This window comes from Corallococcus sp. AB030, from assembly GCF_003668965.1.
Taxonomy (GTDB): Bacteria; Myxococcota; Myxococcia; order Myxococcales; family Myxococcaceae; genus Corallococcus; species Corallococcus exiguus.
In genome coordinates, this window is record NZ_RAWQ01000039.1 from 1 (window position 1) to 26,421 (window position 26,421).

The following is a 26,421-nucleotide window of genomic DNA, read 5'->3' on the forward strand; positions in this document are numbered from 1 at the left end:
CGCCCACCCCGCCCGTGACCTGGAGGAGCTGGGCGCCCGCCTCGGTGAGCTCATGCCTCTCCATGGTGCCCACCCACGAGATGTAGGTCAGGACGGCCATCCCCCCGCCCGAAATCACGGTGCACCCCCCGGACCACGCCAGCGCACGCCGCTGCCCTTCCGCGCGGGCGTCCAGATGGGCAAGGACCTCCATGTCCTCGAGCAGGTCCGGCACCGGCGCGCGGGACTGATAGCGGAAGACTTCGTGGAAGCGGCTGATGTTGACCGCCAAGGCGGTGGACTCCCTGCGATGCCCGTCGGGCGGACCCGTGCGCGAGCGTAGGGGCCTCCGGGCCGTCCCACCAGGGGTGAACCGCCGGGCATGCAGGCAAGCCGAGCGCCGGGAAGGCGGGGACGTTAGGTAGGATGGGCGGCCCCAACGGCATGGAGCGCGAGGTGGACCGTGGATGAAGTGAGCCGGAGGGCAGCGCTGAAGCTCATCGCGGCGGCGGGTGTCACCACCGTCGCGGGGTGTTCACGCGGCTCGGGAAAGGCAGAGGAGTCGAAGATGAGTCAGCAGGCGCAGCAACCGGAAGCCGTGGTCCGCGTGGATCCGCTCGGGCCGTCCCCCACCCCGTGGCGGACGCCGGATCCGTTCCTCTTCTGCGTGCACCATGACGACCGCTACCCCCAGGGCAACGAGAAGCTGGGGCCCCAGGCATCGCTCGCGGGCCGGGACATCGGCCAGGACTTCGCGGGGCGGGACGGCTGGAACATGTACCACGGCACCGTGGTGCCGGGCTTCCCGCAGCACCCGCACCGGGGCTTCGAGACGGTGACCATCGTGCGCAACGGGCTGCTGGACCACTCGGACTCGCTGGGCGCGGCGGCGCGCTTCGGCGGGGGCGACGTGCAGTGGCTCACCGCGGGCGGCGGCATCAACCACTCGGAGATGTTCCCGCTGCTCAAGCAGGACCAGGGCAACCACATCGAGCTGTTTCAAATCTGGCTCAACCTGCCGCGCGCCAACAAGATGGTGCCCGCGCACTTCTCCATGCTGTGGAACAACGTCATCCCGCGCCACGTGGCGAAGGACGACGCGGGCCGCGCCACGAACATCACCGTGGTGGCGGGCAACCTGGGTGACATCCAGGCGCCTCCGTCGCCGCCCAAGTCCTGGGCCGCGAACGCGGACGCGGACGTGGCCATCTGGACGCTGAAGATGGAGCCGGGTGCGCGCTGGACGCTGCCGGCCGCGAAGCGCGGCACGAACCGGATGCTCTACTTCTTCCTGGGCGCTGGGATGAAGGTCGGCGGCCGGGCGGTGCCGGCGCGCAACGCCATCGAGCTGCGCGCGGACGTGGACGTGGTGCTGGAGAACGGCCCGGAGACGGCGGAGCTGCTGCTGCTCCAGGGGCGGCCCATTGGCGAGCCGGTCGTGCAGTACGGCCCGTTCGTGATGAATTCGCGGCAGGAGATTCAGCAGGCCTTCGCGGACTACCAGCGCACGGGCTTCGGCGGCTGGCCCTGGCCCAGCCACGACCCGGTGCACGCGCGAGAAGAAGGCCGCTTCGCGCGGCACGCGGACGGCAACGTGGAGCGGCCGGCCTGATCAAGGCTTCTTCGCGTCGGCGCCCTCCCACTCGAAGCTCAGGGAGGGCGCCTTGGCGCTCCTGGCGTCCTTCATGAGGAAGCCCTCCTGGCGCGTGCGGGCGCGCTCCAGGGCGGGCTTCAGCGCTTCGGGGATGGGCAGCAGCACGCCCACCACGAACATGTTCCCGCGGCAGGACTCGTTGTCGTAGGCGAACGCGATGCGCACGGCGACCTTGTCGCCTTCGACGTGGTGGAAGGCGACCGAGCGCTTCACGTTGTCCAGGCCGGAGGAGTTGAAGCCCACGCAGTCCTCGCCGGGCTTCAGGATCTCCATCAGGCCCGCCACGGTCTTCGCGTCGTTGAAGGCCTTCGCGTCGTCGATGTGCTCCTTCACGAAGCTGTCGGCCTTGAGGGCCTGGAGGACGTCCTTCTCCGGGAACACGTCCAGCAGGTTGAAGGCGCCGTGCTCCTTCGTCACGTCCCAGGTGACGTAGCCGGAGTGCGCGTATGGGTGGGCGCCGCCGGTGTAGCCGGAGCTGGACTCCTCGTAGCTCGCCCAGGGCCCCACGACCGACAGCACCTTGAAGGAGTGGTAGGCCTCCCAGTCGGACATGTCCCGGGTCTCCTCCGGGTCGGGCTTCAGGTCCTCCAGGAAGCCCTTCTTGCGGGACAGGAGGCCGAAGACCTCCTTGCCACCGCGCAGGGCGCGCAGGTCCTTCGAGGACATCTCGAACGTCACATCATCGGAGCCAGTGACCTTCCACGTGAGCGGCTGGGACTTGGGAGCGGGCGCGGCCGTGAACAGCGCCACCATCACCACGGAGCACATGAGCATGCGCGCCATCCTGCCCGAACTCCGGACCGCCCGGTTTGCCGCCGGCCCGCCGTCGCGGTAGCACCCGTCCGTGGCCTCCTCTGGAATCGTCTACGCGTCCTTCGACCGCTTCCCCGCGCCCAAGGGCGCCGCCGTGCACATCCGCGCCTTCGTGGAGGCCCTGGGCGCCGCGTTTGGCCCGGTGGACCTCGTGGCCATCGGCGACGCGCCGGGCGCTCCCCCGCCTGCCCTGGGTCCCCACATCACCTACCACCCGCTGGGTGCCCGCGGGAAAGACCTGGTCGCCCAGGCGCTGACGTTCCGCTCGCACCTGGGTGCGTGGTGGAGGGGTCGGCCGCGCGCGAAGGTCGTCCACGTCCGCTCCATCTTCGAGGGCTACCCCATCGCCCGGCGCAAGGCCGCCCTCACCGACGCGCTCGTCTACGAGGTCAACGGCCTGCCCTCCATCGAGCTCAAGTACCACCATCCCGATGTCTCCGATGACATGGAGCTGATGCGCAAGCTGCTCGCGCAGGAAGAGGCCTGCCTCCAGGCCGCGGACCTCCTCGTCACGCCCAGCGCCGTCACCGCCGAGCACCTGCTCTCACGCGGCGCGGATCCAAAGCGCCTGCGCGTCATCCCCAACGGCGTGGACCTGGACGTGTTCCGCTACGCGCTCCCACGCGCCCCTGAAGCGGGCCGCCCGCTGCGCCTGCTCTACAGCGGCACCATGACCGCGTGGCAGGGCGTGCACCACGCCATCGAGGCCTGCCGCATCCTGCGCCGCGACCTGCCCGTGACCCTCACCCTCGTGGGCCCTCTGCGCAAGCACGCACGCCGCGCCCTCCTGGACCGGTGCGGAGACCTCGTGCTCCAGGGCGCCGTTGAAATCCTCGAACCCCTGCCCCAGGAAGAGCTCGCCCGGCTGCACCACGCCTGCGACGTCGTGCTCGTGCCGCTGCCCGTGAACGACCGCAACTGCGTGCAGGGCTGCTGCCCCCTGAAGCTCATCGAAGCCATGGCCACCGGCACGCCCGTCGTCGTCAGCGACCTGCCCGTGGTGCGCGCGCTCGCGGAGGCCACCGAGGCCTACCGCGTCCGCCCCGGCTCGCCCAAGGCCATCGCCGAGGCCGTGAAGGACCTCATCGCCCATCCCGCCCTCGTCGCCGCCATGAGCGCCAACGCCCGAGCCCGCGTGGAGCGCGACTTCCCGTGGGGCCGCGCGCAGGAGGCGCTCGTGAACGCCTACTCGGACGACCTGGGCATCGCGCGAGTCAGCACGCGAGACAACACCGCAGCCTCCGCGTCCGCCTGAAAGCCCGCCTCGATTCGCGCGCGCGCCGCGGCCCCCAGCGCCGCGCGCTTCGCCTCGGGCATCCCCAGCACGTCCAGGCACGCCTGCCCCAGGTGGTTGAGCAGCGCCTTCTCCACGATGAAGCCATTCACCCCGGACTCCACCGCCTCCGGGATACCGCCCGCGTCGCTGGCGATGACCGGCCGCGCGCACGCCATCGCCTCCAGCAGCGCGTTGGGCATGCCCTCCCACAACGACGGCTGCAGATACACGTCACACAGCCGCAGGTGCTCCGCGATGAGCTCCGGGGACTCCAGCGCGCCGGAGATGATGATGCGCGCCGCGTCCTCCGGATGCTCCGCCCGGTAGGCCACCAGGTGCTCCGCGTCCCGGGCGCGCACCTCGCCAATCACCAGCAGGCACGCGGGCCGCACGCGCCGCACCTCCGTGAGCGCGGACAAGAGGAACGGCAGCCCCTTCTTGTGGCGCAGCTCTCCAGAGAAGCCGAGCACCGCCTCGCCCGGCTGGATGCCCAATCGCTCGCGCAGGGCCGCGTCCGCGGGGCCCGGTGAGAACAGCGCCGTGTCCACCGCGTTGGGGATGACTTCCACGCCCGGGTCGCGGCCCAGCAGCATCGCCATCTTCCGGCCCAGGTCCGCGGACGCGGCGGTGAGCACGTCCGCCCGCTGAATCGTCCAGAGCAGGCGGGCGAAGTCTCCGGGCGGGAACATCAGCTGATCCACGTCATTGCCCCGCGCGCTGAGGATGGACCGCAGCCCCGCGCTCTGCGCGAACACCACCGCGAGGAAGCCCGGCGGGTACAGGTAGTGCCCCCACACCAGGTCATACTTCCGCCGCGAGTGCAGGTGGCCGAGCACATCGAGCGTGTGCTGCATGGACAGGTCCGCGCTGCCGAACAACCCCATCCGGTGCAGCGTGACGCCCTTCGCGAACGGCGACACGTCCCCCGCGTCCGGCACCGTCTCCAGCGCTCCGGGCTGCGCCGTGCGCGTCCAGGCGACCACGTCCACGCGTGCGCCCAGCCGCACGAGCGAGCCCGCGGTGCGCGCCCCGCTGCGCGCGAGCCCTCCGATGTCAGGGGGAAAGCGCTCGGCGAGAAGGAGGACGCGGGGACCGGAAGCCATGCCCTCAATCTACCCGTCCGCACGCGCCGGCGAGCGGGGAACCGCGAGGGATGAAAGGCGGAAGGCGTCCCGTTGCAACGCGCAATCCATGACGCAACCCCCGCCTGAAATCCTCGCCCCGGACGCCGCCCCCTCCACCACTGGAGCCAGGGGCCTCCTTGCCTCCCTGTGGCTGGCGGTGAAGGGATCCACCGAGGACCTGGCCACCGGGCCCGTGGATCGCGCCTTCCTGCTGCTGTCCGTGCCCATGGTGCTGGAGATGGTGATGGAGTCCATCTTCGCCCTGGTGGACGTGCTCTTCGTGTCGCGCCTGGGCGCGGACGCCATCGCCACCGTGGGCCTCACCGAGTCCATGCTCACGCTCCTCCAGACGCTGCCGCTGGGTCTGTCCATCGGAGCCACCGCGCTCATCGCGCGCCGCATCGGGCAGAAGGATCCGGAGCGCGCCGCGAGCACCGCGGTGCAGGCCCTGGGCCTGGGACTCGCGCTGGCCGTGCCGCTGGCGTTCGCGGGCAGCTTCTTCGCGCGTCCGCTGCTCATGGCCCTGGGCGCCGCGCCCGGCGTGGTGGAGCACGGCGCGGGCTACACGCGGCTGATGCTGGCCAGCTATCCCATCATCATGCTGCTGTTCCTCATCAGCGCCATCCTGCGCGGCGCGGGGGACGCGGCCACGTCCATGCGCGCGCTGTGGCTGGCCAACTCCGTGAACATCGTGCTCGCGCCGCTGTTCATCTTCGGCCTGGGCCCCGTGCCCGCGCTGGGTGTCACCGGCGCCGCGCTGGCCACCACCGTGGGGCGCTCCACCGGCGTGCTGTATCAGGTGTACCGCCTGCTCAAGGGCAGCGGGCGTCTGGAATTGCGCCGCCGCCACCTGCGCGTGGACGTGTCCACGCTGCGCTCGCTGCTGAAGCTGTCAGGAGGCGCCACGCTCCAGTCGCTGTTGGGCATGTCCAGCTGGCTGGTGCTGATGCGCATCGTGGCCACCTTCGGCAGCACCGCGCTCGCGGGCTACACGCTGGCCATGCGCATCCTGCTCTTCGCGCAGCAGCCGTCATGGGGCCTGTCCCACGCGGCGGGCACGCTGGTGGGTCAGAGCCTGGGCGCGGGCGACACCGACCGCGCGGAGCGGGCCGCGTGGCGCGCCAGCTTCTACACGCTCGCGTTCCTGGGCGTGGTGGCGGTGGGCTTCCTCCTCTTCGCGGAGCCCCTCATCCACCGCTTCACCTCCGAGCCGGAGGTGGGCCTGCACGCCGTGCGCTGCCTGCGCATCGTCAGCTGCAGCCTGGCCCTCTACGCCTTCGTCACCGTGCTGCCCCACGCCTTCAACGGCGCGGGCGACACCACCACCCCCACGGTGGTGAACGCACTCTTCTCCTGGGGCCTCCAGCTGCCGCTCGCGTGGATCCTCTCCCATCCGTTGGGCCTGGGTCCCTCGGGCGCATTCATCGCCATCGCCGTCACGTATGGAGCGCTCGGCCTGGCGAGCGCCGCCCTCTTCCGGCGCGGTGGGTGGAAGCTGCGGCACGTCTGAGACCGTCCTCCATCAGCCGACAGTGGCCACGGCCTGGGGGCTGAGTTGAAAGCCTCCAGGCATGTGGAGACCTTCCCGAAACTCTCACGGCGAATGGGCACCTCCGGTGCCTCCAACCTCGGGGGCGCCAGTCACCCTGGGGCGCTTCCGAAGTGTCGCCGCGAGAGCACGGGGCACAACGGCGGGGAGGGGCTTCACACATGGCGGGCAACGAGCGGTTGGGCGTGGCGGTGGTGGGACTGGGCGGCGCGGTGGCGACCACGGCGGTGGCGGGCATGGAGCTCCTGCGCCGGGGACGGGTGGACACGCGGGGCCTGCCTCTGGCGGACGCCAAGGGCCTGGGGATGGTGGAGTACGGCGAGCTGACCTTCGGCGGCTGGGACCTGTTCGAGGACGACCTGGCGCACGCGGCGCGCAACCACGCGGTGCTGACGGAGGCGCAGCTGGAGGCGGTGGCGCCCACGCTGGGCCGCATGCGGCCGTGGCCCGCGGCCTCCAACGCGAAGTTCTGCAAGAACGTCGTCGGCACCGCGGAGAAGAAGGCGCGCACCCTGCGCGAACAGGTGCTGGCCATCCGCGACGACCTGGCCCGCTTCAAGCAACGTGAGCAGTTGGAGCGCGTGGTGGTGGTGAACCTGGCCTCCACGGAGAAGGCCGTGGACCTCACCCGTCCGGAGTTCGCCACGCCGGAGGCCTTCGAGAAGGCCCTGGACGCGAACGACCCGGACATCGGCCCCGCGATGCTCTACGCGTACGCGGCCATCGTGGACGGCCTCCCGTTCGCCAACTTCACGCCCAGCGTCGCCGCGGACGTGCCCGCGCTGCTGCTCCTGGCGAAGCGCACCGGCGCGCCCGTCGCGGGCAAGGACGGCAAGACGGGGCAGACGCTGCTCAAGACGGTGCTCGCGCCCGCGCTGCGTGACCGCGCGCTGCACGTGGACGGCTGGTACTCCACCAACATCCTGGGCAACCGCGACGGAGAGGCCCTCAACGACCCGGCGTCGAAGCAGAACAAGCTCGACACCAAGGGCGCCGCGCTGGACAGCATCCTTGGCTACAAGGTCCAGGACCACGTCGTCCAAATCCAGTACTACCGCCCGCGCGGAGACAACAAGGAGGCCTGGGACAACATCGACGTGACGGGCTTCCTGGGGCAGCCCATGCAGCTGAAGCTCAACTTCCTCTGCAAGGACTCCATCCTCGCCGCGCCGCTCGTCGTGGAGCTGGCGCGCACGCTGGACCTGGCGAAGCGCCGGGGCGAGTGCGGCGTCATCGACGCGCTGGGCTGTTTCTTCAAGGCCCCCATGTCGCAGGACGGCGAGCCCGTGGAGCACGCCATGGCGGAGCAGCAGCGCCGCTTGATGACGTGGCTGTCCAAGGGCAGCGCGCGGCAGGTGGAGCGCCTTCCGGAACGCATCAGGGGTTGAGCCATGAACGCACCCGCGCGTGACACGGCGTCCCCTGGCCGTTTGGCGAAGCTCCGTCCGCTCCTGTCGGAGCTGATGGACCTCAAGCGCATCCGCACCCCGGACCATCCGGACGGTCTGGCGGCGCACGGTTTCCGCCGGGCCTGGGCCGCGCTGGCCTCCGGCATGGACCCACGCATCGTCGCGCTGCAGGAGACGGCGCGCGCGTTGGCGGCGGTGCGGCTGGGCGGCCTGGACATGGACGTCCTCCAGCGGGCGGGGCTGTCCCCGCTGGACGCGACGCGGGTGCTGCACCGGGGCCTGGAGGCGATGACCGGGCCGCTGGCCCCCGGCCTGCGGGAGCGGCTGTCCGTGGCGCTCTCGCAGACACCGGAGGAGGCATGTCACGTGCCGCCGCCCCTGTTCGTGGACCGGCTGGTGCGTCAACCCCGCGCCGGGGCCACGTTCCCCGGCCGGCCGCGCATCCTCGTGTCACCGCAGGAGGGCCACGCGGACCACTGCTACGCGGTGGCGGTGGGCGCGGTGCTCGTCGCGCCCTGCTTCAGCGCGTCCCCTGCCCTGCCCTTCGTGGCGGGGCTTTCGCACCACCTCTTCAACGCGGTGCTGCCGGACGCGGGCTACTGCGGGGAGGCGCTGCTGGGGGACCTGCTGGAGCCCGTCATGAAGCGCCTCACGGAGAAGGCCCTGTCCTCGCTGCCGGAGCGGCTGGCCGGTGTCGTGCGGCAGGCGCTGTCGCTCACCGGCAACGTGGACTCGGCGGAGGCGCGCGCCTTCAACGCCGCGGACGCACTGGACCGGGTGCTGGAGCTGGAGGCCCACGCTCGAGCGGCGGGCTTCACCCTGCGCCACGCGATGGAGGACCTGGAGCTGATCCACCCCGGCCCGCTCCAGACGTTCGGCAACGGCGTCCTGCGCGACGCGGCGGTGTGGCCATGAGCCAGCGGCGGTTCCTGAACCTTCCCAACAGGCGGTGACCATGTTCGAGGCGAAGCCGAGGCCCCGGAGGCTGGGCTGGGCGGTGGTGGGCTGTGGCTGGGTGGCACGGGACTACGTCATCCCTGCGCTCCAGGGCGCGAGCAACGCGCGGCTGGTGGCCCTGTGCGACGCGAACGCGGAGGCGCTGATGCGCATCCCGGCGGACGACGTGAATCGCTACACCGAGCTGGGGTCGGTGCTGGCGGACAAGGACGTGCAGGCCGTCTACATCGCCACGCCCAACCACCTGCACGCGGCGATGACGGAGGTGTGCGCAGCGGCGGGAAAGCATGTGCTGTGCGAGAAGCCCATGGCGGTCACGCCGCGCGACGGCCTGCGCATGGTGTCCGCGTGCCAGCGCGCGGGCGTGCACTACGCCACCGCGTTCGACCAGCGCCACCACGCGGCGCACCGCAAGCTGCGCATGCTGGTGAAGGAGGGCGTGCTGGGCACCGTCACCCAGGCGCGCATCCACTACGCCTGCTGGCTGCCCGAGGACTGGACGCCGGACAACTGGCGCATCGACCCGGAGCAGGCCGGCGGCGGCGCGATGATCGACCTGGCACCGCACGGCCTGGACCTGCTGGAGGTGGTGCTGGGCGACGAGTGGGAGTCGCTCACCGCCATGACGCAGCGGCGCGTGCACTGCTACGCCGTGGACGACGGCGCGGTGCTGATGGGCCAGTTCAAGAGCGGCGCGCTGGGCCTGTTGCAGGTGGCCTACAACTGCCCGGACGCGTACCCCCGGCGCACGCTGGAGCTCATCGGCACCCGGGCGCGAGCGCTGGCCTACAAGACGATGGGCCAGACACCCGGCGGCTCCCTGTCGCTCATCGACGCGAAGACGGGAGAGGAGACGTGGGTCCCCCTCTCGCCGGAAGAGGACCGGAGCCCCTTCCTCCACCAGGTGGAGGTCTTCTCCACGTGCGTGCTGGAGGGGCGTCCACAGCCGTTCGCGCCAGAGCGTGACGTGCGGTTGGTGGGGCTGCTGACGCAGGCGACGCAGGCCGGAAAGGCGTTTCCGCCATGCCACTGACCCGCTACGCCTGCACCCATTGCGGCACGTGGCAGCCGGGCTTCCCGAGCGAGCGGCCCACGGGCTGTCCCACGTGCCTGGACGTGCGCAACGCGCTGCCGCGCGACGGCTGGGACTTCCAGACGGCGGGCCAGGTGTCGGAGCGGCTCACCACGCGCTGGGAGGAGGCGCTGCCCGGCATCTGGGGCTTCACGTGCACGCCGCCCTTCGGCCTGGGCTCCACGGGGTGGCTGTTGCGCAGACCCGAAGGCAACGTCTGCTTCGAGGGCGCGCCCTGGTACTCGCGGCCCGCGCTGGAGTTCATCGAGGTGATGGGCGGCCTCCAGGTGCTGTCCGCGTCGCACCCGCACGGCTTCGGGGCGCTGTGGCAGTTGCAGGAGCACTTCGACCCGCTGCTCGTCCTGCACCGGGACGCGGTCCAGTACAGCAAGGCCTTCCAGGTGCGCTGGCCGGTGGATGACGAGCATGAGCTGGCGCCGGGCCTGACGTTGCATTGCGTGGGCGGCCACTACGAGGGCCAGACGGTGCTGTACGACGCGCGCACCCGTTCACTGTTCTGCGGCGACGCGCTGAAGGTGGACCTGGACGCGCGAGGCAGGCCCACGGGCCTGTCGTGCCACAAGGGCTTCCACTCCGCGATTCCGCTGAGCCACGGCGAGCTGCGCCGCTACCGCGCGGTGCTCAAGCAGCTCCCGTTCGAGAACGTCTTCACCCCGTTCGAGTTCGCGCGAGGCGTCACCCGCGAGCACGCGCTGGCGCTGTTCGACCGGCTGCTCTCGGGCATGCCGCACACCCGTCCCCTGCCCTTGGAGGAACTGTCATGAGCATTGCCCGAGCCCTGGATGCGTATCACCACGCCATGTCCACCGGCGCCCTGCAGATGTTCCGCATCGACCCCATCGACCGGCTGGGAATTCCCGTGGCCTCCGCCAGTCTGGCGCTGGGGGGCGGTTCGAGCGCGGTGCTGCACGGCAACGGCTATGGCCGCACGGACGAAGAGGCGCGGGTGGGCGCGCTGGGCGAGCTGGTGGAGGAGACCTTCTGTGAGCTCGCGATGCACCGAATGCCGCGCGTGCACGGCAGCTACGAGGCGCTGGTGCGCGCGAGAGGTCCCACCGCGGTGGCGGATCCGCTCACGCTGGGGCTGCCCGCGGGCAGTCCGTATCAACCGGACCTGCCGCTCGTCTGGGTGGAGATGCAGCGGCTGTCCACGGGGGAGCGGGTGCTGGTGCCGGAGGAGTACGTCGCCATCCACCCCGGGCAATTGCAGGGGAGAACACCGCTCATCACACCCATCACCAACGGCCAGGGCGCGGGGCTGACGCGGCCCCAGGCGCTGGCGCACGGCCTGCTGGAGCTCATCCAACGCGACGGCAACGGGCTGATGTACCGCGCCATGGACCAGGGCGTGGAGCTGGACCTGGAGGGCACGGACCTGGCGCCAGATGTGCGCGAACTGCTGGAGCTCTACCGCCGCGCGGGCGTGGAGGTGATGGCGAAGCTGGCCAGCACGGACTTCGGCCTGGTGAACCTGTACGTGGTGGGCCGCGACCTGTCCGTGGGGGACCAGCCGCTGATGGTGACGGCGTGCGGAGAGGCGGCCGACCCGGACCGGGACCGGGCGCTGCGCAAGGCGCTGCTGGAGTACGCCTGTTCGCGCGCGCGCAAGGCGTTCATGCACGGGCCGCTGAGCCACGTGGCCCGGGTGGCGCCGCCGGAATACATGGACCGCTTCGTGCCGCGGGTGGACCTGGACGCGGAGGAGCCGCGCGCGCTGAACGCGATGGTGGAGTGGGCGCGGCTGCCGGCCTCGGCGCTGCGAGAGCTGACGGCGTGCACGCTGATGATCCGCCAGAAGGTGCGCTTCGAGGACCTGCCCCGTTCGCCCACCGTGGAGGACCCCTCGCTCCGGTGCGACCACGTGGTGAGGCAGCTGCACGCGGAGGGCTTCGACATCCTGGTCGCGGACCTGTCGCCGCCGGGCCGCCAGGTGCACGTGGTGAAGGCGCTGGTGCCAGGCCTGGAGGTGGAGACGATGACGTACAACCGCCTGGGCGAGCGCAACGTGGCGCGGCTCCTGGAGCGCAGGGACCCGCTGGTGGGCCTGGGAGCACCGCCGTCGGGAGCGCAGCCGGTGCGACTGACGCCGGAGGCCGAGTCACGGCTGGGAGGCCCCGTCTGGTTCAACGTGCGGCTGGCGGAAGCGCGAGTGGGGAGGCTGTACGCGCTCTACCGGGAGCCGGACCGCCACGCGGTGCCGGCGGTGCTCGCGAGCCGCCGCTTCGGAGGGCAGTGAGCCATGGCCCTGCGCTTCGCATACAACACCAACGGCGTGTCGAATCACCGCTTCGAGGACGCGCTGGGCCTCATCGCGGACAGTGGCTACGACGGCGTGGCGCTGACGCTGGACCACCACCACTTCGACCCGTTCGCGCCGGACTTCGAGCGGCGCACGGAACAGCTCGCCACGAGGCTGGAGCGGCTGGGCCTGGGGCTGGTGGTGGAGACGGGGGCGCGCTTCCTGCTGGACCCTCGGAGGAAGCACGAGCCCACGCTCATCACTCCGGACGCGCAAGGACGCGCGCGACGGCTGGAGTTCCTGAAGCGCGCGGTGGACGTGTGCGGGACGTGCCGGGGGGAAGCGGTGTCCTTCTGGGCGGGAGTGCCACGCCCAGGAGTGACGGAGAAGGCCGCGTGGCCGTGGCTGGTGGACGGCGTGGCACGGCTGGCGGAGTACGCGGCGGCGCGCGGCGTGGTGCTGGCAGTGGAGCCGGAGCCGGGGATGCTGGTGGAGACGGTGGACGATTGGCGCCAGTTGGAGACGCGGGTGCCCGGCGTGCGTCTGGCATTGGACGCGGGGCACCTGCTGGTGACGCAGGAGCGGACGCCCGCGGAAGCGGTGCGCGAGTTCGCGCAGGTGCTGGGCACGGTGGCGCTGGAGGACATGAGGCGCGGCGTGCATGAGCACCTGCCCTTTGGCGAAGGGGACGTGGACGTGCCGTCGGTGCTGCGCGAGCTGACACGCGCGGGCTACGACCGGCTGGTGTGCGTGGAGCTGTCACGGGACGCGCACCGGGCGCACGAGCTGGTGCCCTGGGCGCTGGAATGGTTGAGGAAGCGCCTGCCGACGGGCGCGGAGGTGGCGGCATGAACACCGTGAACGGACTGCGAATCTGTTTCATCTCCCGGCGTTTCTTCCCGGCCATCTCGGGGATGAGCGTCTATGCGCTGAACCTGGTGCGGGAGCTGGTGGCGTGCGGGCACGACGTGACGATGGTGAGCCAGTACCGCAGCGACGCGGCGGGCATGGCGGTGTACGGGGGCGGGCCGCCACCGGGAATCCCAGGCGCGCACGTGCTGGGCTGCGAGTCGGTGGGCGAGCAGCGCATCAACCAGGGCCAGCCGGCGAGCTTCGAGCATGACCTGGAGGTGATGGTGAACACGGTGGTCCGCGAGCACCGGCGCCGCCCGTTCGACCTCATCCATGCGCAGTACGGCTATCCGTGCGGCCTGGCGGCGCTGCAAGCGGCGAGGCTGTTGGGATTGCCCAACGTCGTCTCCATCCAGGGCGGAGATGGGCACTGGGTGGGGGCCTGCTGCGGGACGCACAAGCAGGCCATGCTCGCGGTGCTGGGCCACGCGGGGGCGCTGCTGATTGGGAGCAGGTCCTTCGCGGAAGAAGTGAGCGGGAACCACGGGACACCGCTGGAGCGGTTCACCATCGTCCCCGGCGCCACGGACACGCTGCGCTTCCATCCGAGGAGTGAGTCGGCGGTGGGAGAAACGCGGGACGTGCCGGTGTGGCTGTACCACGGCCGGGTGGACGCTCGGAAAGGGGTGATGGAGCTGCTGGATGCCGTGCGGCGGCTGGTGGCGGACGGGCGGAGGTTCAAGCTGCGGGTGTCTGGGATTGGACCGGACCTGGAGGCGGTGCGAGCGAAGGTGGAGACGGAGGGGCTCCACGGCGTGGTGGAGCTCACGGGGGCATCCCTCTACGCGAAGGCGCCGGACCTGTACCGGAGCGCGGACCTGTTCGTGTCGCCCACGTACTCAGAGGGGTTCTCCAACACGCTGCTGGAGGCGATGGCCTCCGGGCTGCCCATCGTGTCGACGCGAGCGGTGGGGGTGGTGGACTGCCTGGAGGACGGGCGGGACGCGCTGCTGGTGCCGCCGAAGGACAGCGCCGCGCTGGCGGAGGCGATGGGCCGGATGATGGACGACGCGCCGCTGCGCAAGCGGCTGGCGGCGACGGCGCTGCGCGAGGTGCGGGAGTTGTACTCGTGGCGTGCGGTGGGGCGGAGGATTCAAGGTGTCTACAGGAACCTGACAGGCACGCGGCCGGACACGCGGTGGACACACCTCTACGACCCGGCGATGACGGAGGAGCGAGCGGACCACACGTGCCGCTTCCGGGCGGAGCCGCACCTCCTATGAGCACGGCCCTGTTCGTGTCGCCGCACCTGGACGACGTAGCCTTCTCCTGTGGAGGCACGTTGGCGGCGTTGAAGGCGAAGGGGTGGACGGTGGCGCTCGTCACCGTCTTCACGAAGTCGGTGCCGGGGCCGAAGGGCTTCGCGCTGCAATGTCAGACATCGAAGGGGCTGGGGCCGGAGGTGGACTACATGGCCCTGCGGAGGAAAGAGGACCGCGCCTTCGCGGCCTGCATGGGCGTGGACCAGGTGCGCTGGGGGGACCTGGAGGAAGCGCCGCACCGGGGCTACGCAAGCCCTGAAGCGCTGTTCCAGCCACCGCGAGCGGACGACGTCATCGAAGCGAAGGTGGCGAAGTGTTTGAAGCCGGTGTTGTGGGACCTGAAGCCAGACCGCGTCTTCGTGCCCCAGGCCCTGGGAAGCCACGTGGACCACGTGCACGTGGTGCGAGCAGTGAAGGGGCTGGGCATCCCAACGAACCGGATCCTCTACTACCGGGACACGCCGTACGCCGTGCGCCAACCGAAGGCCCACCCCGACCCCGCCGTGCCCCAGGGCCTGCACCCGCTGGCGGTGGACATCACGGAGCACCTGCCGAAGAAGGTGGAGGGCTGCGTCCGCTACGGCACGCAACTGGGCTTCCAGTTCGGCGGAGTGGACGGCCTGGCGCGGACGCTCACGGCGTTCCACCGGATGGAAGCACAGACACGCGGTCAGTCAGGAGCCGCGGAGGTGTTCCTGACGGATGGGGTCAGCTAGGAAGCCGCAAGGGATGCAGCAGGCCCGCGGCGTCGAGCACTTGTTGAACCTCCGAAGCCAGCGCGACGTGTTCCGGGTTCGTCACCGTGAACCGCTCCGGAGTGAGGACCACGAGGGTTCCCAGGTCGCCCACGGGCTCGACGCGTACGGGGGCGGGGAGCGGGGGCACGGTCCCCCTCTGGCGGGAGAAGTACATCACCCAGCCAGGAAGTGTTCCCATCTTGGGCCGTGAGGACAGGCTCCCATAATGATCACTCGAGGTGGCGAAACCAAACTCAGGATCCCAAGCAAGCGCCATCTCCCGAACCACTTGGGAAAGCACGGCCGCGGTCAAGATGCGCTCTGAGAGTGGCCCCTCCTCGGGTGGGGACAGGACACAGGTAGAAGGAGTCCAGGGATCCGCGGAGCCACATGTCCCAGTGACACTCGCCGTTTCATCGGGCCGAGCCCCCGCCCAGAGCCAGTACTGGAAGGCATCTCCCAGCCGGCGGTCCTTCCTGCTGAAGTGCTTGCGCAGCGAATCCACGTCCGTAGCGACCTGCTTTTGAGACGCCTCCTCGAAGGAGTTCGCTGTTTCGCACCAGCGGTTCCATGTCGGTTCGATGCGGGCCAGGAACTGGAAGAAGGCTGAGGCACGCTGAGCGCACTGCTCCGCGGATTCGCTACGTCCCAGCCAATACGCACCTGCAAAATAGGATTCCATCATGGAGGGGGGACTTTGACTGGACGTAGGACGACTTCAATGCCGATGCTTTCCCGCTCGAACATCCTCTTGAGGACCCTCGCGAACCGCTCCTCCGCGACAAGCCAACGCACAGGAGTATCTCCGGCCACGCTCAGTTGACGCCTTGCCTGTTCACGAAGGCCCTTTTCTCCCTCGAAGTACCTCTTGAATCTCGGCACCTCATCAAGAAACTGCTCGTAGCCAGGCCCCTTGGCGTCCAGCAGAACGTTCTCATCCAGGTCATAGCCGTCGAAGTCGACTTCCTCATCCCCTCGCTTGACCCGGTACGCGGATCCCTTCGGTGCTCCGGTCACCTGGGCCTGATAGTCGCGGGCGCGGTTGGACATCGACTCATTCACCTGCACCCACTTGCCCGGCCCTCCTGCTGGCGGCATCCCTCCGCTGCTGCTCGCGGGAGGCGGGCCCACGGCAGCCATGGCCACCGCCGTGGACGCGAGCGTCACCTCCACCACGCCGTCCACCACCGCCACCGCGCTCACGTCCAGCACGCGTGCCGGGTTGAAGCCCGCCTGTGTCGAGCCCAACCGCACTGCGTCCGGGAAGCCGGGCATCAACGTGAGCGCGGATGACAACCCCACCGTCACGCCGTGACTCACCAACATCGTCACCGCGAGCACGAAGACGCGCGCCACCTCCGGCCCCAGTGCCTGCGCGAAGACTTCCGCCGCCTCCTCCAACTCCTGAAACGTCCGCGCCCGGTCCGTCGCATCCTTCAGCGCCCAGCACGCGCGCACTACGGCGACGAACGACTGCACACCCACGTACGCCAGGAACACGGCCGCAATCACCGCCGCGGCCTTCGTGAACACGGGCTCCGGCGCCGCGGCCAGCACCACCCAGGACGCAATCGCGCCCGACACCACGGACACGAAGAACTCCGGATTCAGCGTGTCCTGCAGCGCCGCGCCAATACTCGCGCGCAAGGGGGTCCAGCGACATGCCCACCGCGAGCGTCAGCCGGTCCAACTCACCGAAACCCGCGCCGTCCTCCAGCAAGGACAGACAGTCCCCCGGAGCCTCATGCGCCCGGCACCACCGCCCGTACCCGTCCCGCAGCATGAACCCGAATCCCAGGTCCAGCTGCGCCCCCTTCTTCGCGACCGCGCGCACCACCTTCGGTGCCCCCACCGTCAGTGGCGCCTCCAGCACCAGCCGCGTCAGCGCCTCCTCGAACTCCCGAGCGCTGACCGGCACACTGCGGTCCCACGTGGCCGGGGCGTATGTCCGGGTCTCCCGTTCCGTGCGCAGCCGCACCGTGGGTCCACTGGCGCAGCCCGCCCAGAACACCAGCAGCATCAGCCAGCAGCCAGCCCGTCCCCACGGTTTCGTGCCCAAGTGGCGTCTCCAACCCACGACGTGTCGTCTAGACTGCTCCGAGGACCGCGAATGTCTCCCAGGTCCCCGGAGCACGAATCATGACGTCCATCTCGGATGAAACCCACCAACGCATCACCGACCTCTGCGCCCAGGGAGACACCGCGGCGGGAGAGGACGACTTCGAGCAGGCCCTGAAACACTTCAAGGCCGCCCTCGCCCTGATTCCGGAACCCACCCGCGACCATCAGCAGAACACCTGGGTGCGCGCCGCCATCGGCGACATGTACTTCCAGCTCGAACGCTTCGAGGACTGCCGCGAGCACTTCCGCGAAGCCGTCCACTCGCCGGGAGGGCTCGGCAATCCCTTCATCCACCTGCGGCTCGGCCAGTGCGCCCTGGAGCTGGGAGACGAAGCCCGCGCCGCCGATGAGCTGGCCCGAGCCTTCATGGGCGGAGGTGAGGAGCTCTTCGAAGGCGACGACGCGAAGTACCTGGAGTTCATCCAGTCCCGCCTGCAACCGCCCCAGGACGATTGAGGAATCCGGGACCCGAGCGCCGGCCTCCCCGCTCGACCTGGCACCTCACGCCCGCGGGGAATGCACACCCTGAGGCGTGAACCCGCTCCCGCGAGGAGGCGCCCATGACACGCCAGCAGCCGAGCACCGTCCGTCCCTTCTTCCCGGAAGGCTTCCGCGAAGGTGACGAGGACGTCAACGGCACGCGGATCCACTTCGTCATCGGCGGCAAGGGCAGCCCCGTCGTGCTGCTGCACGGCTACACGCAGACGCACCTCATGTGGTGGCGCCTGGCGCCGGAGCTGGCGAAGGAGCACACCGTGCTCATCCCGGACCTGAGAGGCGCGGGTAGCTCGGCCGCCCCCGCGCAGGGCTATGACAAGGAGACGATGGCCGGCGACATGCGCGCGCTGGTGAAGAAGCTCGGCTTCGACAAGGTCTCCGTCGTGGGCCACGACATCGGCCTGATGGTCGCCTACGCCTACGCCGCCCGGTTTCCCGGCGAGGTCGAACGCCTGGCCCTCCTGGACGCGTTCCTGCCGGGCATCGAGCCCTGGTCCGACCAGGTCATGAAGAGCCTGGACGTGTGGCACTTCACCTTCAACGGCCCCACCGCGGAGAAGCTGGTGCAGGGGCGCGAGCGCATCTACTTCGACCATTTCTGGACCGACTTCGCCGCCAATCCCCAGGCCGTCGGCGAAGCGGAACGGCAGGCGTACACGGAGGCCTACGCGGCCCCGGGCCGGCTCCACTCGACATGGGGCTACTTCCAGGCGTTGGACCAGGACAAGAAGGCCTTCCGGGAGCTGGCCCGGAACAAACTCCCCATGCCCGTGATGGTCATTGGCGGTGACAAGTCCATGGGCGAACCGCTCGTCGCGCAGGCGCGTGCAGTGGCAACCCAGGTCGAGCCCCACATCCTCCGGGACACCGGCCACTGGGTGACCGAGGAGCGGCCAGCGGAGGTCCGCGAGCTGCTCGGAGACTTCCTCCGGGCGTGACGCCTGGCCTTCCGCGCCCGCTAGGCTCCGAAGCCGCCCAGCGCCGTGCGGCTGAAGCTGGCCGCACCCTGGCTGACGCGCACGGCGGACTGGCTGAACACCTGGAACGCGGCGCGGATCTCCTGGGCGCTCTGCCCCGGCGTGAGAATCCACCGGTCCGAGATGCCCATCTCCTGGAACACGCGCCGGAAGTCCGTCACCCCATCGTCGATGCCCATCGCCGCGACGATGTGGTTCTCCACCCGGTGCAGGTCCTTCACCAGCGCCGCTACATCCTTCGCCCGCGCCTTCTGCGAGCCCGCGTCGGCGCCGTCCGTGATCAGCAGCGTCACCGTGCGCACCGGCACTCCGTTGCCGCTGAACTCCTGCGACTTCGCCAGCACCGTGCCCAGCAGCACCACCGCCTGGTCGTACAGCGGCGTCCCCTGGTCCGCCGAGTAGTTCTTCGAGTGCATCCGCACCACGTCCTCCAGCGGCCGGAACGGATTGAGCACGTGTCCGTTCAGGTAGCGCGTGTGGAACAGCACGCCGTCCTTCTGCTGGCTCGCCAGCAGCGCGTCCAGCACCAGGTTGTGCCCGTCACACACCGTCTTCGTGTGCCCCGCGTGCGAGATGCTCCCGGAGTCATCCGGCATCACCGTCACCAGCACCACCTCGCTCGCCTGCACGTCGTCCACGTGGATGCCCAGACCCGCTTGGATCTGCGCCCCCAGGTCCACCACCGTGAGCGTCTGCAACCCCGCAGGGCTGAGGATGCCCTCCGCGTGCGCGTCCTCGAAGAGCTTCGTGACACCCGTCCCGTTCGCCTTGCTCATGTCCGTGTCTCCCTTCGTGTGAGTGCCAATGCCAGACGTCACGCCAGGTGCAGGTCCGGCCAGCTCGCCAGCGGATCCGTCGACTTCACCAGGTGCATGCCCGCGTCCGCGAAGCGCTTGAGCGCCGCGTCCGCCTGCGGCGTGAAGTCCGCCGCGAAGCCGCCCTTGCCGTCCGGCACCGTCACCGACGACATGCAGTCCGTCAGCAGGTACACCTTGCGAGCCAGCGCCGCGTCCTGCGCGACAATCTCTCCCAACAGGTCGTCGATGCTGCTCTTCACGCAGTGGCTCGCGGCCTGCCCGCCAATCACCACCGCGTCCGACGTGAGAAGCGTCTTCAGGAACTGCGTGTTGCGCTGAGCGAGCGGCTGGCCGTCATGCCGCAGCAACACCTCCGGCCGCAGCACCGAGTAGTTCTCCGTCAGCGGGTTGCCGCCCTTCACCTCCGCCCACGACTGCACGCCGCGCGCGTACGAGTGGAACAGCCGCGCCTCCTGCACCACGCCCGACAGCGCGTGCCCGTCGCTGCCCAGCAGGCAGTGCGGCGGCCACAGGTAGAGCGTGTACTTCCCCGCGCGCTCCAGTTCCTCGCAGTAGAACTTCACCTGCTTGAGCAGCCACGGGTAGTTGCCGCCGCACAGCCACTTCGCCACCGCGGGGTTCGGCCTCGCCTGGCCGCGCTCAATCTGCTCGCGAGTCACCTCGAGGTACGGCTGGAGCGGCTGGTCGTCCTGGTCCACCCAGAACGACGGGAAGAAGATCTGGAAGGCGAAGTGCGTATCCAGCGTCGCGGTGACGTTCGTCAGCGTCCCCAGGTTCCGGTAGATGAACTCCGCGATGCGGCGGTTGTCGTCGATGGCGCCCCGCCCGCTGCGCCCCGCCACGTACAGCGAGCCATCCGGGAAGCAGAAGTCCTTCTGCACGTCGATGAGCAACAGGTGCAGGTTGAAGCGGTCCGTGGCCGCCGCCGTCACGCCCTGCGCCGCCTTCCACGCTCCGGCGTCACGCTGGAGCTTCCCGGCGTTCGCGCCGTAGCCGTACTCCGCCGCGTGGTTCGAATTGTAGAACCCGGGCAGCGGCAGTTCCTTCACGGTCGTCTTCTTCATGTCCATCCCCCTGTGTGTGTTTCACTTCATCCGCAGCAAGGTGAGGTCCTGGGCCCCCACCACCGTCAATCCCTCTCGCGACAGCAGGAGCTCGCGGCCCGCGTCCACGAACGGCTCCGCGTCCGGGAACTCGCGCACCGCCACCAACTGGCCCTGCTGGAGCTCCACGCGCGTCAGCCCCGCGTCCGTGGCGCAGAAGAGCGCGCCCCCCACGGCGCACTTTCCACGCAGCGTCCCCAGCCAAGAGCCATCCCCCGCGTCTGCCCGGGCGCTCGCGCGCACCGCCCCGTCCGAGCCCAGCAGCACCGCGTGATGCACGGTGCGTCCGTTGGCCTCCTCCGCGAGCAGCAGCCACACCGAGTCCGCGTCGAACACAGCCTCCGCGTCCAGCAACTGCCCTGACGGCCACGGCAGCGCGAGTCCGTCCCGCAGGCCCTTGCGCTCCACGTTGAACAGGAAGGCTCCCCGCAGCCCCGCCGCGCGGTGGAACCCCAGGCCGAACCGGGGTCCCACGAACAGCCGCGTCTGCCCCTGCAATACGTCCCCCCAACGCTCGGCCCCATACACGCCGTCCCGCCACAGCCCGCCGCCCGCCGCCCAGAACCGGTGTCTGGCATTGGCCGCGAACACCGGCCGGTTCTCACAGACATCCACGCCCAGGAACTCCTGCTCCCGGCCCGGCGTGAACACCGCCACGCGGCCCCTTTGCCCCAGCAGCGTCACATCCCCCTGCACCGCCCAGCGCAGCGTCGGGTCCAGCGCGCCACGCATCACCGTGCGCCCGTCCTCGCGCCGGTACGCGCCGTCCGCGTGGTAGACGAAGCGCACCACTCCGTCCTCCGCGCTCGCGTGCACCATCACGCCGCGGGTCGTGAACGTCCGCTTCGCCGTCACCTGACCGCGCACCGCCGACACCGGCGTGGCAGCCACCGTCGCGTGCGGCTGACATGTTGGACACGCGGCCCGCGCGTGCTCCAGGCCACACGACGCGCACACCGTGAAGCGAAGTCCCTCCAGCACTGGCAGCGGGAACGCGCCGCGCCGGTCCTCCACGAACACCTGGTGGAACAGGTGCAGCAGGTCATCCGGCAGCGACACCCGGGGCAGCGCGGGCTTGGGGTACTGCACGTCCGGATGGAACACCGTGACGCGCTGGAGCATCCGTCCCACCGCGTTCAGCCGCGCCGCCTGCGCCTTCGGCTTGTGGATGCCGCCCTGCGGCCCTACGCACAGGAGCGACTGCATCACGGTGACGGCGAAGGCATACCAATCGCTCTCCACCGTCGCCGGCCGCGCGGGCGTCAGCGTCCGCGCGCTCGCGTCCAGCCGCAGCGGGTCCAGGAACTTCTCCGTGAACACCGGGCACAGGTAGGGACCGAACTGGAAGCTGTCCGCGTCGATGAAGTACGCGTCCGTGCCCACCGTCAGCACGTTCAAGTCATTGAAGTCCCCCACCACCACACTGGCCGAGTGCACCGCCGCCAGCACCCGGTGCAGCCCCGCCAGCACCGTCACCGCGTCCGCGGCCTTGCCTCCCGCGCGCCGGAACGAGGGCTCGCTCCACCGGCGCAGCGGCTCCACTCCGTCCAGCTTGCGCATCGCATAGCCCAGCACCTCCGCGCCCTTCTTGTCCGTGGCCAGGGCCTGCGGCGTCACCACTCGCGCAGGAAGGCCCGAGGGAAACGCGCGCAGCTTGCGCTGGTGCTCCACGAGCCGGGCCTTCGCCGCGGCCTGCTCGGGCAACAGGCCCAGGTAGTCCGGGTGCTGGGGCTGCTTGAAGACCTTGAGCGCGCGGCCATCACCCAGGTCATACACATCCGCCTCGCCGCCCTTGCCCAGCGCCTGCTGCGGATCCAACCGGACCTTCTTTCCCTCCAGCCAGACGTCCATGGCCTCACGCCCTCCCCATCCGGCGGCGCAGCACCACCAGCGTGGTGTCGTCCGTCAGCAACCCCGGCGTGCGCAGCAGCCGCCGCTCCGCGAAGTCCGCGCGCACCGCCTCGCGATTGAGCTGCGCCAGCCGCCGTCGCACCGCGTCCGGGTTCGTGAAGTACCGGTCCTCCGTCCAGAAGCGCGACAGCGGGCCCACCGCTTCATCGCGCTCTGGCAGCCGCGCCTGCGAAAGGTCCAGCAGGTCCCCCACCCCGTCCGTGCCCACCAGCAGCGCGTGCACATCCTCCGTGGGCACCATCGCCCGGCGTTCCAGCCGCACGTCCTCGCCGCGCAGCAGCGCATACGCGAGATACGGCGGCGCGTTGCCCGGGAACGGCCCCAGCGCGTGCACCTCGCCGTTGAGCATCCACACCCCGTCCCCAGACGAGAAGACGAGCGTGTGAGCCGGCGTCATCACCGCCCCCACCAGCGTGAAGAGCAGGTCCCCCATCACGTCCCGCCCCAGCGTGGATGCCAGGCCCTCCATCAGCTCCAGCAGGTCCGCGCGCAGCCCGGTCAGGAAGTCCGCGCCGTCCACGGTCTCACCGCGCGCCAGCCTCGCCTGCGCCGCCTGCGCCAGCCGCCGCACGCCCAGCTGCGCCCCCAACTCGCTGCACGGCTGGCTGCCACACCCGTCCGCCACCACCACCACCAGCCCGTGCTCGCTCTCCCGGACGCAGGCGGCGTCCTGGTTGTTGCGCCCCGAGCGCGCGTGCTCCCGCCCCTGCACCGAACCCACCGCGACATCGAAGGGCAGCGTGGACATGGCTCTCCCGTGGCCCTCGAAAAGGGCTCGCACGACCCGGAACCTGCTGGCGAGTGGACGGCCCCACGCCGTCCAGCTTCGTGTATCTACGACACCAACATAGTGTCCACATGACACGAAGTCAAGGCGACGTGGGACAACCTGTCAGCGGGCGCCGATGGGTGTGGCGGGAGGTGGGGGTGTTCAGAGCTCGAAGTTGAAGCCGGCCTTCTCGAGCTGTTTGTACTTCTTGTGGTCGAACCGGTAGAGGCGCGCGGCGCGGTGGGAGACGTCCTGCTCCACCTCGTCCAGTTCCTCCAGCAGGTCCATGGCGAGGATCTTCTTGCGGAAGTTGCGCTTGTCGAGCTCGCGCTCCAGCACCGTCTCGTACAGCCGCTGGAGCTGCGACAGCGTGAACTTGGGCGGCAGCAGTTCAAACCCGATGGGCTGGTAGCGCACCTTGCCCTTGAGCCGCTGCAGCGCGGTGGACAGCACGTCCGCGTGGTCGAACGCGAGCTTCGGCGTATCCCAGACGGAGAACCACGCCGCTTCACGCGCGTCGGTGGACGCCTGGAGGTGGTGCTGGGACAGCTTCACCAGCGCGAAGTACGCCACGGTGATGACGCGGCCCCGGGGGTCGCGGTCCGGAGAACCGAACGTGTAGAGCTGCTCCAGGTGGCTGGTGCGCAGGCCCGCTTCTTCCTCCAGCTCACGGCGCGCGGCGTCCTCCAGGGACTCGTCCATGCGCACGAAGCCGCCGGGCAGCGCCCACCGGCCCTGGTACGGCTCCACGCCGCGCTGGATGAGCAGCACCTTGAGGTCCTCTTCGTCCAACCCGAAGACGACGCAGTCCACCGTCACCGCAGGGCGCGGGTACTCATAGGTGTGGCTCAATTGGAAACCCTCCGGCCGGCATCGTGTCCAGAGGACACGGTGCCGGCAAGCGCCATCATGCGCTCATCGGAAGGGACAGCGGGCTAGACCGCGACGAGCCGCCCCAGGCGACGCCAGTCGACCAGGTTGACGTTCTCCTCCGCCAGGTCGAACTCCAGCGAGCGGCGCATGCCCAGCACGTCGCCGCCCATCTGGAAGGGGACGTCGCGGTCGAAGTCCATCCGCAGGCGCTCCACGAAGAAGTCGTGCATGCGCGGCATGGGGTGCTCGCCGCGCCACAGGCGGAACATGTTGCGCGTGGCCTCCATCACTCCCGCGCCGTACACGCGCACGGACAGCCGGTGCGGCACCGCCTGCGCGAACGGGAACGCCTTGAAGCCGAAGCCCCACTCCGGCGTCGTCGCCGCGCCCGCCACGCCCGCGGGGCCCTGGTACAAGAGCTGCCCCTCGCCGGCGTTGGGCAGCGGCCGCACCGCGCCCGTCGCGTCGATGGTCAGCGCGGGCGCGCCCAGGTTGTAGACGGAGACGTTCGGGTTGCCCTCGCCGAACAGGTGGCGAGGCACCGTGCGCGTGAACATGGCACCCAGGTAGCCGCGCAGGCCGGCCTGCGACTTCTTCAGCGGACCGGCCGCGGCGAGCTGGTTCTTGAAGTCCTGAATCATCTCCGCGTCCCAGCCCGTGCCCGCGAAGGGCGCCACCCGGCCCTCCACCCGCACCAGGGAGAAGGGACGCAGGGGAGGCAGGCGCTCGCCGTACGCGGCGATCTGCTTCAGGGCCACGTGGGGACGCGGCGCCCCGGTGACGCGGGCCCAGGCGTTGCCCGTGCCCAGCGGCAGCACGCCAATGGCCGGCAGGGCCACACCCTGGGAGCGCAGCTCGTTGAGCAGGCCCGTGATGGTGCCGTCGCCTCCGCCCGCGAGCAGCAGGCTGGGCGGGTCGTGCCGGAGCTGGTCCACCCACTCCCGGGCTTCCTCCAGGGAACGGGTCAGGGCGACCCGGGCCCGGGGGAGCAGGTCTCTGACGAGCCCGCCCATCCCTTCGGTCCCTTTACGCGCACGCAGATTGACGAGGACGGCGATGTTCATGGCGGGCGCGACTCTTCCCCAGTTCATGTCATGGCCCCGTCACGAAAAGAGCCCCGGCATGGGGACTCCCCCGGAAACATGGGCATCACACCCCCAGGGCGTGGGCCAGCCGTGCTTCCAGGTGCCGCTCGGCCGCACGCCGGCGCAGCGTCACCGCCGCGGCGGCCAGCCCTCCGGCCACCAACAGACGACGTAGCCATTGTTTTCCGGTGCCGTGGTAACCGCCCGAGGCCGTGTCCCCCTCCTCCATGGGCTGGAAGAGGTTGCCGGGGGTAGGGCGCTGCCGCTCGTCCTTGAAGTGCAGCGCGTCCGTGCCGGCCCGCATGGTGCGCTCGTACGTGCGAGGGAACAGGCCGTGCATCGCCGCGAAGCTCTTCCCCGCGGGGCCGACAATCACCTCGTCCTGGGGGTGGCGCAGCACGCGGAGGATGGTGCGGGCCACGCGCTCCGGCGTGTAGACGGGCTCCACGGGGCGGATGCGCCAGCCGGTGTAGTTGGCGGTGTGGCGCCACAGGGGCGTGTCGATGGCGGCGGGCATCACCGTGCACACGTCGATGCCCGTGCCCAGCAGCTCCTGGCGCAGCGACGCGGAGAAGCCGCGCACCGCGAACTTGGAGGCCACGTAGGCGCTCAGGTACGGCGCGGGCACGGTGCCAAAGGTGGAGGACACGTTGACGAGCGTCCCGTAGCCCTGGCGACGGAACCGGGCCAGCGCCGCGCGCGCGCCGCTCACCGTGCCGAAGAAGTTGGTCTCCATGAGCTGGCGGAACGCCTCGTCCGGCGTCTCCTCCAGGCTGCCCAGCATGTAGACGCCCGCGTTGTTCACCCAGCCGTCGAAGTGGCCGAAGGCCTCCACCGCGGCCTCCGCCAGCTTCCGCACGGCCTCCGCGTCCGCCACGTCCGTGGGGACCACCAGCGCCTGGACACCGTGGGACTCGCACTCGGCCGCCAGCTCCTCCAGGGGGTCCTCCCGGCGCGCGGCGAGCACCACGTGGGCACCCTTCTTCGCCAGGAGCAGCGCGGTGGCCCGGCCAATGCCGCTGGAGGCGCCCGTGATGACGATGACCTTCTTCTTCCAGATGCGATCCATGGAGTGGGGTCCTTGTTGGCGGGCCCGCCGGCTCTGGACGGCCCGAGCATTCGAAAGGGTTCGTGGACGGAAAGGTGGGGATGACGCCCGGCGTCGCACCCGGGACACAGGTGACTCACCCGGAGGGCAACCAGCGAGGCAGGGGGCCCGGAATCCGGACGGGGGTCCACGTGCGGGACCGGGAGGCAGGCTC

25 protein-coding genes are annotated in these 26,421 nt (G+C 70.3%); 13 read left to right on the plus strand and 12 right to left on the minus strand.

Annotated features, from left to right (window positions below):
* Positions 1-271 (minus strand): hypothetical protein (locus tag D7Y15_RS12630; RefSeq protein ID WP_148712751.1); only part of this gene is annotated, 271 nt, incomplete at its 3' end.
* Between the two features lie 276 nt (positions 272-547).
* On the opposite strand from D7Y15_RS12630, the gene D7Y15_RS12635 reads away from it, so the two are divergent.
* Positions 548-1,591, plus strand: coding sequence for a pirin family protein (locus D7Y15_RS12635; RefSeq protein ID WP_121752712.1), 1,044 nt, complete (start codon positions 548-550; stop codon positions 1,589-1,591).
* On the opposite strand, the gene D7Y15_RS12640 is transcribed toward D7Y15_RS12635, so the two are convergent.
* Entirely contained in the window at positions 1,592-2,407 is an 816-nt protein-coding gene (locus D7Y15_RS12640) for a hypothetical protein (protein WP_233604918.1), read from the minus strand.
* Between the two features lie 70 nt (positions 2,408-2,477).
* Between D7Y15_RS12640 and D7Y15_RS12645 the strand changes: the two genes are divergently transcribed.
* A complete protein-coding gene (locus D7Y15_RS12645; RefSeq protein ID WP_121752714.1) occupies positions 2,478-3,701 on the plus strand; it encodes a glycosyltransferase family 4 protein in 1,224 nt (407 codons plus the stop codon).
* On the opposite strand, the gene D7Y15_RS12650 is transcribed toward D7Y15_RS12645, so the two are convergent.
* Complete coding sequence (locus D7Y15_RS12650) at positions 3,632-4,825, minus strand: glycosyltransferase (protein WP_120579252.1); 1,194 nt, start codon at positions 4,823-4,825, stop codon at positions 3,632-3,634. The two genes, D7Y15_RS12645 and D7Y15_RS12650, sit on opposite strands and share 70 nt — an antisense overlap.
* An 88-nt stretch (positions 4,826-4,913) precedes the next feature.
* Here D7Y15_RS12650 and D7Y15_RS12655 point away from each other — a divergent pair, with 88 nt between their 5' ends.
* From D7Y15_RS12655 to D7Y15_RS12695, 9 genes are all read left to right on the plus strand, one after another.
* Positions 4,914-6,356 (plus strand): MATE family efflux transporter, encoded by a 1,443-nt coding sequence (locus D7Y15_RS12655; RefSeq protein ID WP_121752715.1) that lies wholly within the window; start codon positions 4,914-4,916, stop codon positions 6,354-6,356.
* Positions 6,357-6,556: 200 nt separating this feature from the next.
* On the plus strand, positions 6,557-7,783 hold the full coding sequence (locus D7Y15_RS12660; RefSeq protein WP_121752716.1) for an inositol-3-phosphate synthase: 1,227 nt from the start codon (positions 6,557-6,559) through the stop codon (positions 7,781-7,783).
* A 3-nt stretch (positions 7,784-7,786) separates the two neighbouring features.
* Positions 7,787-8,719 (plus strand): hypothetical protein, encoded by a 933-nt coding sequence (locus D7Y15_RS12665; protein ID WP_121752717.1) that lies wholly within the window; start codon positions 7,787-7,789, stop codon positions 8,717-8,719.
* Positions 8,720-8,759: 40 nt separating this feature from the next.
* Positions 8,760-9,794, plus strand: a complete 1,035-nt coding sequence (locus D7Y15_RS12670; protein WP_121752738.1) for a Gfo/Idh/MocA family protein — start codon at positions 8,760-8,762, stop codon at positions 9,792-9,794.
* A complete protein-coding gene (locus tag D7Y15_RS12675) occupies positions 9,785-10,618 on the plus strand; it encodes a hypothetical protein (protein ID WP_120579256.1) in 834 nt (277 codons plus the stop codon). Before D7Y15_RS12670 ends, D7Y15_RS12675 begins: the two co-directional genes overlap by 10 nt.
* Complete coding sequence (locus tag D7Y15_RS12680; protein WP_121752718.1) at positions 10,615-12,090, plus strand: YcaO-like family protein; 1,476 nt, start codon at positions 10,615-10,617, stop codon at positions 12,088-12,090. The genes D7Y15_RS12675 and D7Y15_RS12680 overlap by 4 nt, the downstream gene beginning before the upstream one ends.
* A gap of 3 nt (positions 12,091-12,093) precedes the next feature.
* Positions 12,094-12,945 (plus strand): sugar phosphate isomerase/epimerase, encoded by an 852-nt coding sequence (locus D7Y15_RS12685; RefSeq protein WP_121752719.1) that lies wholly within the window; start codon positions 12,094-12,096, stop codon positions 12,943-12,945.
* Entirely contained in the window at positions 12,942-14,228 is a 1,287-nt protein-coding gene (locus D7Y15_RS12690) for a glycosyltransferase family 4 protein (RefSeq protein WP_121752720.1), read from the plus strand. Before D7Y15_RS12685 ends, D7Y15_RS12690 begins: the two co-directional genes overlap by 4 nt.
* Positions 14,225-14,983, plus strand: a complete 759-nt coding sequence (locus D7Y15_RS12695) for a PIG-L deacetylase family protein (protein ID WP_121752721.1) — start codon at positions 14,225-14,227, stop codon at positions 14,981-14,983. The genes D7Y15_RS12690 and D7Y15_RS12695 overlap by 4 nt, the downstream gene beginning before the upstream one ends.
* Here D7Y15_RS12695 and D7Y15_RS46390 read toward each other — a convergent pair.
* Both D7Y15_RS46390 and D7Y15_RS12705 read right to left on the minus strand, forming a co-directional pair.
* Complete coding sequence (locus D7Y15_RS46390; protein ID WP_121752722.1) at positions 14,976-15,689, minus strand: immunity 52 family protein; 714 nt, start codon at positions 15,687-15,689, stop codon at positions 14,976-14,978. The genes D7Y15_RS12695 and D7Y15_RS46390 overlap by 8 nt on opposite strands.
* Positions 15,686-16,651, minus strand: a complete 966-nt coding sequence (locus tag D7Y15_RS12705; protein WP_233604919.1) for a restriction endonuclease fold toxin 5 domain-containing protein — start codon at positions 16,649-16,651, stop codon at positions 15,686-15,688. The genes D7Y15_RS46390 and D7Y15_RS12705 overlap by 4 nt, the downstream gene beginning before the upstream one ends.
* 492 nt (positions 16,652-17,143) lie before the next feature.
* Between D7Y15_RS12705 and D7Y15_RS12710 the strand changes: the two genes are divergently transcribed.
* On the plus strand, positions 17,144-17,581 hold the full coding sequence (locus D7Y15_RS12710; protein WP_120579263.1) for a lipopolysaccharide assembly protein LapB: 438 nt from the start codon (positions 17,144-17,146) through the stop codon (positions 17,579-17,581).
* Between the two features lie 104 nt (positions 17,582-17,685).
* Positions 17,686-18,561, plus strand: coding sequence for an alpha/beta fold hydrolase (locus tag D7Y15_RS12715; RefSeq protein WP_121752723.1), 876 nt, complete (start codon positions 17,686-17,688; stop codon positions 18,559-18,561).
* A 20-nt stretch (positions 18,562-18,581) separates the two neighbouring features.
* Here D7Y15_RS12715 and D7Y15_RS12720 read toward each other — a convergent pair whose 3' ends face one another.
* From D7Y15_RS12720 to D7Y15_RS12750, 7 genes are all read right to left on the minus strand, one after another.
* Positions 18,582-19,376 carry a hypothetical protein gene (locus D7Y15_RS12720; RefSeq protein ID WP_121752739.1) on the minus strand — a complete coding sequence of 265 codons (795 nt, stop codon included), beginning with the start codon at positions 19,374-19,376 and terminating at the stop codon, positions 18,582-18,584.
* Positions 19,377-19,414: 38 nt separating this feature from the next.
* Positions 19,415-20,482: a nicotinamidase gene (locus tag D7Y15_RS12725; RefSeq protein ID WP_121752740.1), complete on the minus strand. Its 1,068-nt coding sequence runs from the start codon at positions 20,480-20,482 to the stop codon at positions 19,415-19,417.
* A 21-nt stretch (positions 20,483-20,503) separates the two neighbouring features.
* A complete protein-coding gene (locus D7Y15_RS12730; RefSeq protein WP_121752724.1) occupies positions 20,504-22,372 on the minus strand; it encodes a hypothetical protein in 1,869 nt (622 codons plus the stop codon).
* A gap of 4 nt (positions 22,373-22,376) precedes the next feature.
* Complete coding sequence (locus tag D7Y15_RS12735; protein WP_121752725.1) at positions 22,377-23,180, minus strand: protein phosphatase 2C domain-containing protein; 804 nt, start codon at positions 23,178-23,180, stop codon at positions 22,377-22,379.
* A gap of 183 nt (positions 23,181-23,363) precedes the next feature.
* Complete coding sequence (locus tag D7Y15_RS12740; protein ID WP_120574597.1) at positions 23,364-24,053, minus strand: NUDIX domain-containing protein; 690 nt, start codon at positions 24,051-24,053, stop codon at positions 23,364-23,366.
* Positions 24,054-24,136: 83 nt separating this feature from the next.
* Positions 24,137-25,138 (minus strand): diacylglycerol kinase family protein, encoded by a 1,002-nt coding sequence (locus D7Y15_RS12745; RefSeq protein ID WP_121752726.1) that lies wholly within the window; start codon positions 25,136-25,138, stop codon positions 24,137-24,139.
* 85 nt (positions 25,139-25,223) lie between these two features.
* Positions 25,224-26,228, minus strand: a complete 1,005-nt coding sequence (locus D7Y15_RS12750) for an SDR family oxidoreductase (protein ID WP_120574599.1) — start codon at positions 26,226-26,228, stop codon at positions 25,224-25,226.
* Positions 26,229-26,421: the final 193 nt, after the last annotated feature.

Bases quoted from the DNA above. Each gene is read 5' to 3' on its own strand.
- D7Y15_RS12635 (WP_121752712.1), top strand. From the start codon at position 548: ATGAGTCAGCAGGCGCAGCAACCGGAAGCCGTGGTCCGCGTGGATCCG.
- D7Y15_RS12640 (WP_233604918.1), bottom strand. From the start codon at position 2,407: ATGCTCATGTGCTCCGTGGTGATGGTGGCGCTGTTCACGGCCGCGCCC.
- D7Y15_RS12650 (WP_120579252.1), bottom strand. From the start codon at position 4,825: ATGGCTTCCGGTCCCCGCGTCCTCCTTCTCGCCGAGCGCTTTCCCCCT.
- D7Y15_RS12655 (WP_121752715.1), top strand. From the start codon at position 4,914: ATGACGCAACCCCCGCCTGAAATCCTCGCCCCGGACGCCGCCCCCTCC.
- D7Y15_RS12660 (WP_121752716.1), top strand. From the start codon at position 6,557: ATGGCGGGCAACGAGCGGTTGGGCGTGGCGGTGGTGGGACTGGGCGGC.
- D7Y15_RS12665 (WP_121752717.1), top strand. From the start codon at position 7,787: ATGAACGCACCCGCGCGTGACACGGCGTCCCCTGGCCGTTTGGCGAAG.
- D7Y15_RS12670 (WP_121752738.1), top strand. From the start codon at position 8,760: ATGTTCGAGGCGAAGCCGAGGCCCCGGAGGCTGGGCTGGGCGGTGGTG.
- D7Y15_RS12675 (WP_120579256.1), top strand. From the start codon at position 9,785: ATGCCACTGACCCGCTACGCCTGCACCCATTGCGGCACGTGGCAGCCG.
- D7Y15_RS12680 (WP_121752718.1), top strand. From the start codon at position 10,615: ATGAGCATTGCCCGAGCCCTGGATGCGTATCACCACGCCATGTCCACC.
- D7Y15_RS12685 (WP_121752719.1), top strand. From the start codon at position 12,094: ATGGCCCTGCGCTTCGCATACAACACCAACGGCGTGTCGAATCACCGC.
- D7Y15_RS12690 (WP_121752720.1), top strand. From the start codon at position 12,942: ATGAACACCGTGAACGGACTGCGAATCTGTTTCATCTCCCGGCGTTTC.
- D7Y15_RS12695 (WP_121752721.1), top strand. From the start codon at position 14,225: ATGAGCACGGCCCTGTTCGTGTCGCCGCACCTGGACGACGTAGCCTTC.
- D7Y15_RS46390 (WP_121752722.1), bottom strand. From the start codon at position 15,689: ATGATGGAATCCTATTTTGCAGGTGCGTATTGGCTGGGACGTAGCGAA.
- D7Y15_RS12710 (WP_120579263.1), top strand. From the start codon at position 17,144: ATGACGTCCATCTCGGATGAAACCCACCAACGCATCACCGACCTCTGC.
- D7Y15_RS12715 (WP_121752723.1), top strand. From the start codon at position 17,686: ATGACACGCCAGCAGCCGAGCACCGTCCGTCCCTTCTTCCCGGAAGGC.
- D7Y15_RS12720 (WP_121752739.1), bottom strand. From the start codon at position 19,376: ATGAGCAAGGCGAACGGGACGGGTGTCACGAAGCTCTTCGAGGACGCG.
- D7Y15_RS12725 (WP_121752740.1), bottom strand. From the start codon at position 20,482: ATGAAGAAGACGACCGTGAAGGAACTGCCGCTGCCCGGGTTCTACAAT.
- D7Y15_RS12730 (WP_121752724.1), bottom strand. From the start codon at position 22,372: ATGGACGTCTGGCTGGAGGGAAAGAAGGTCCGGTTGGATCCGCAGCAG.
- D7Y15_RS12735 (WP_121752725.1), bottom strand. From the start codon at position 23,180: ATGTCCACGCTGCCCTTCGATGTCGCGGTGGGTTCGGTGCAGGGGCGG.
- D7Y15_RS12745 (WP_121752726.1), bottom strand. From the start codon at position 25,138: ATGAACATCGCCGTCCTCGTCAATCTGCGTGCGCGTAAAGGGACCGAA.
- D7Y15_RS12750 (WP_120574599.1), bottom strand. From the start codon at position 26,228: ATGGATCGCATCTGGAAGAAGAAGGTCATCGTCATCACGGGCGCCTCC.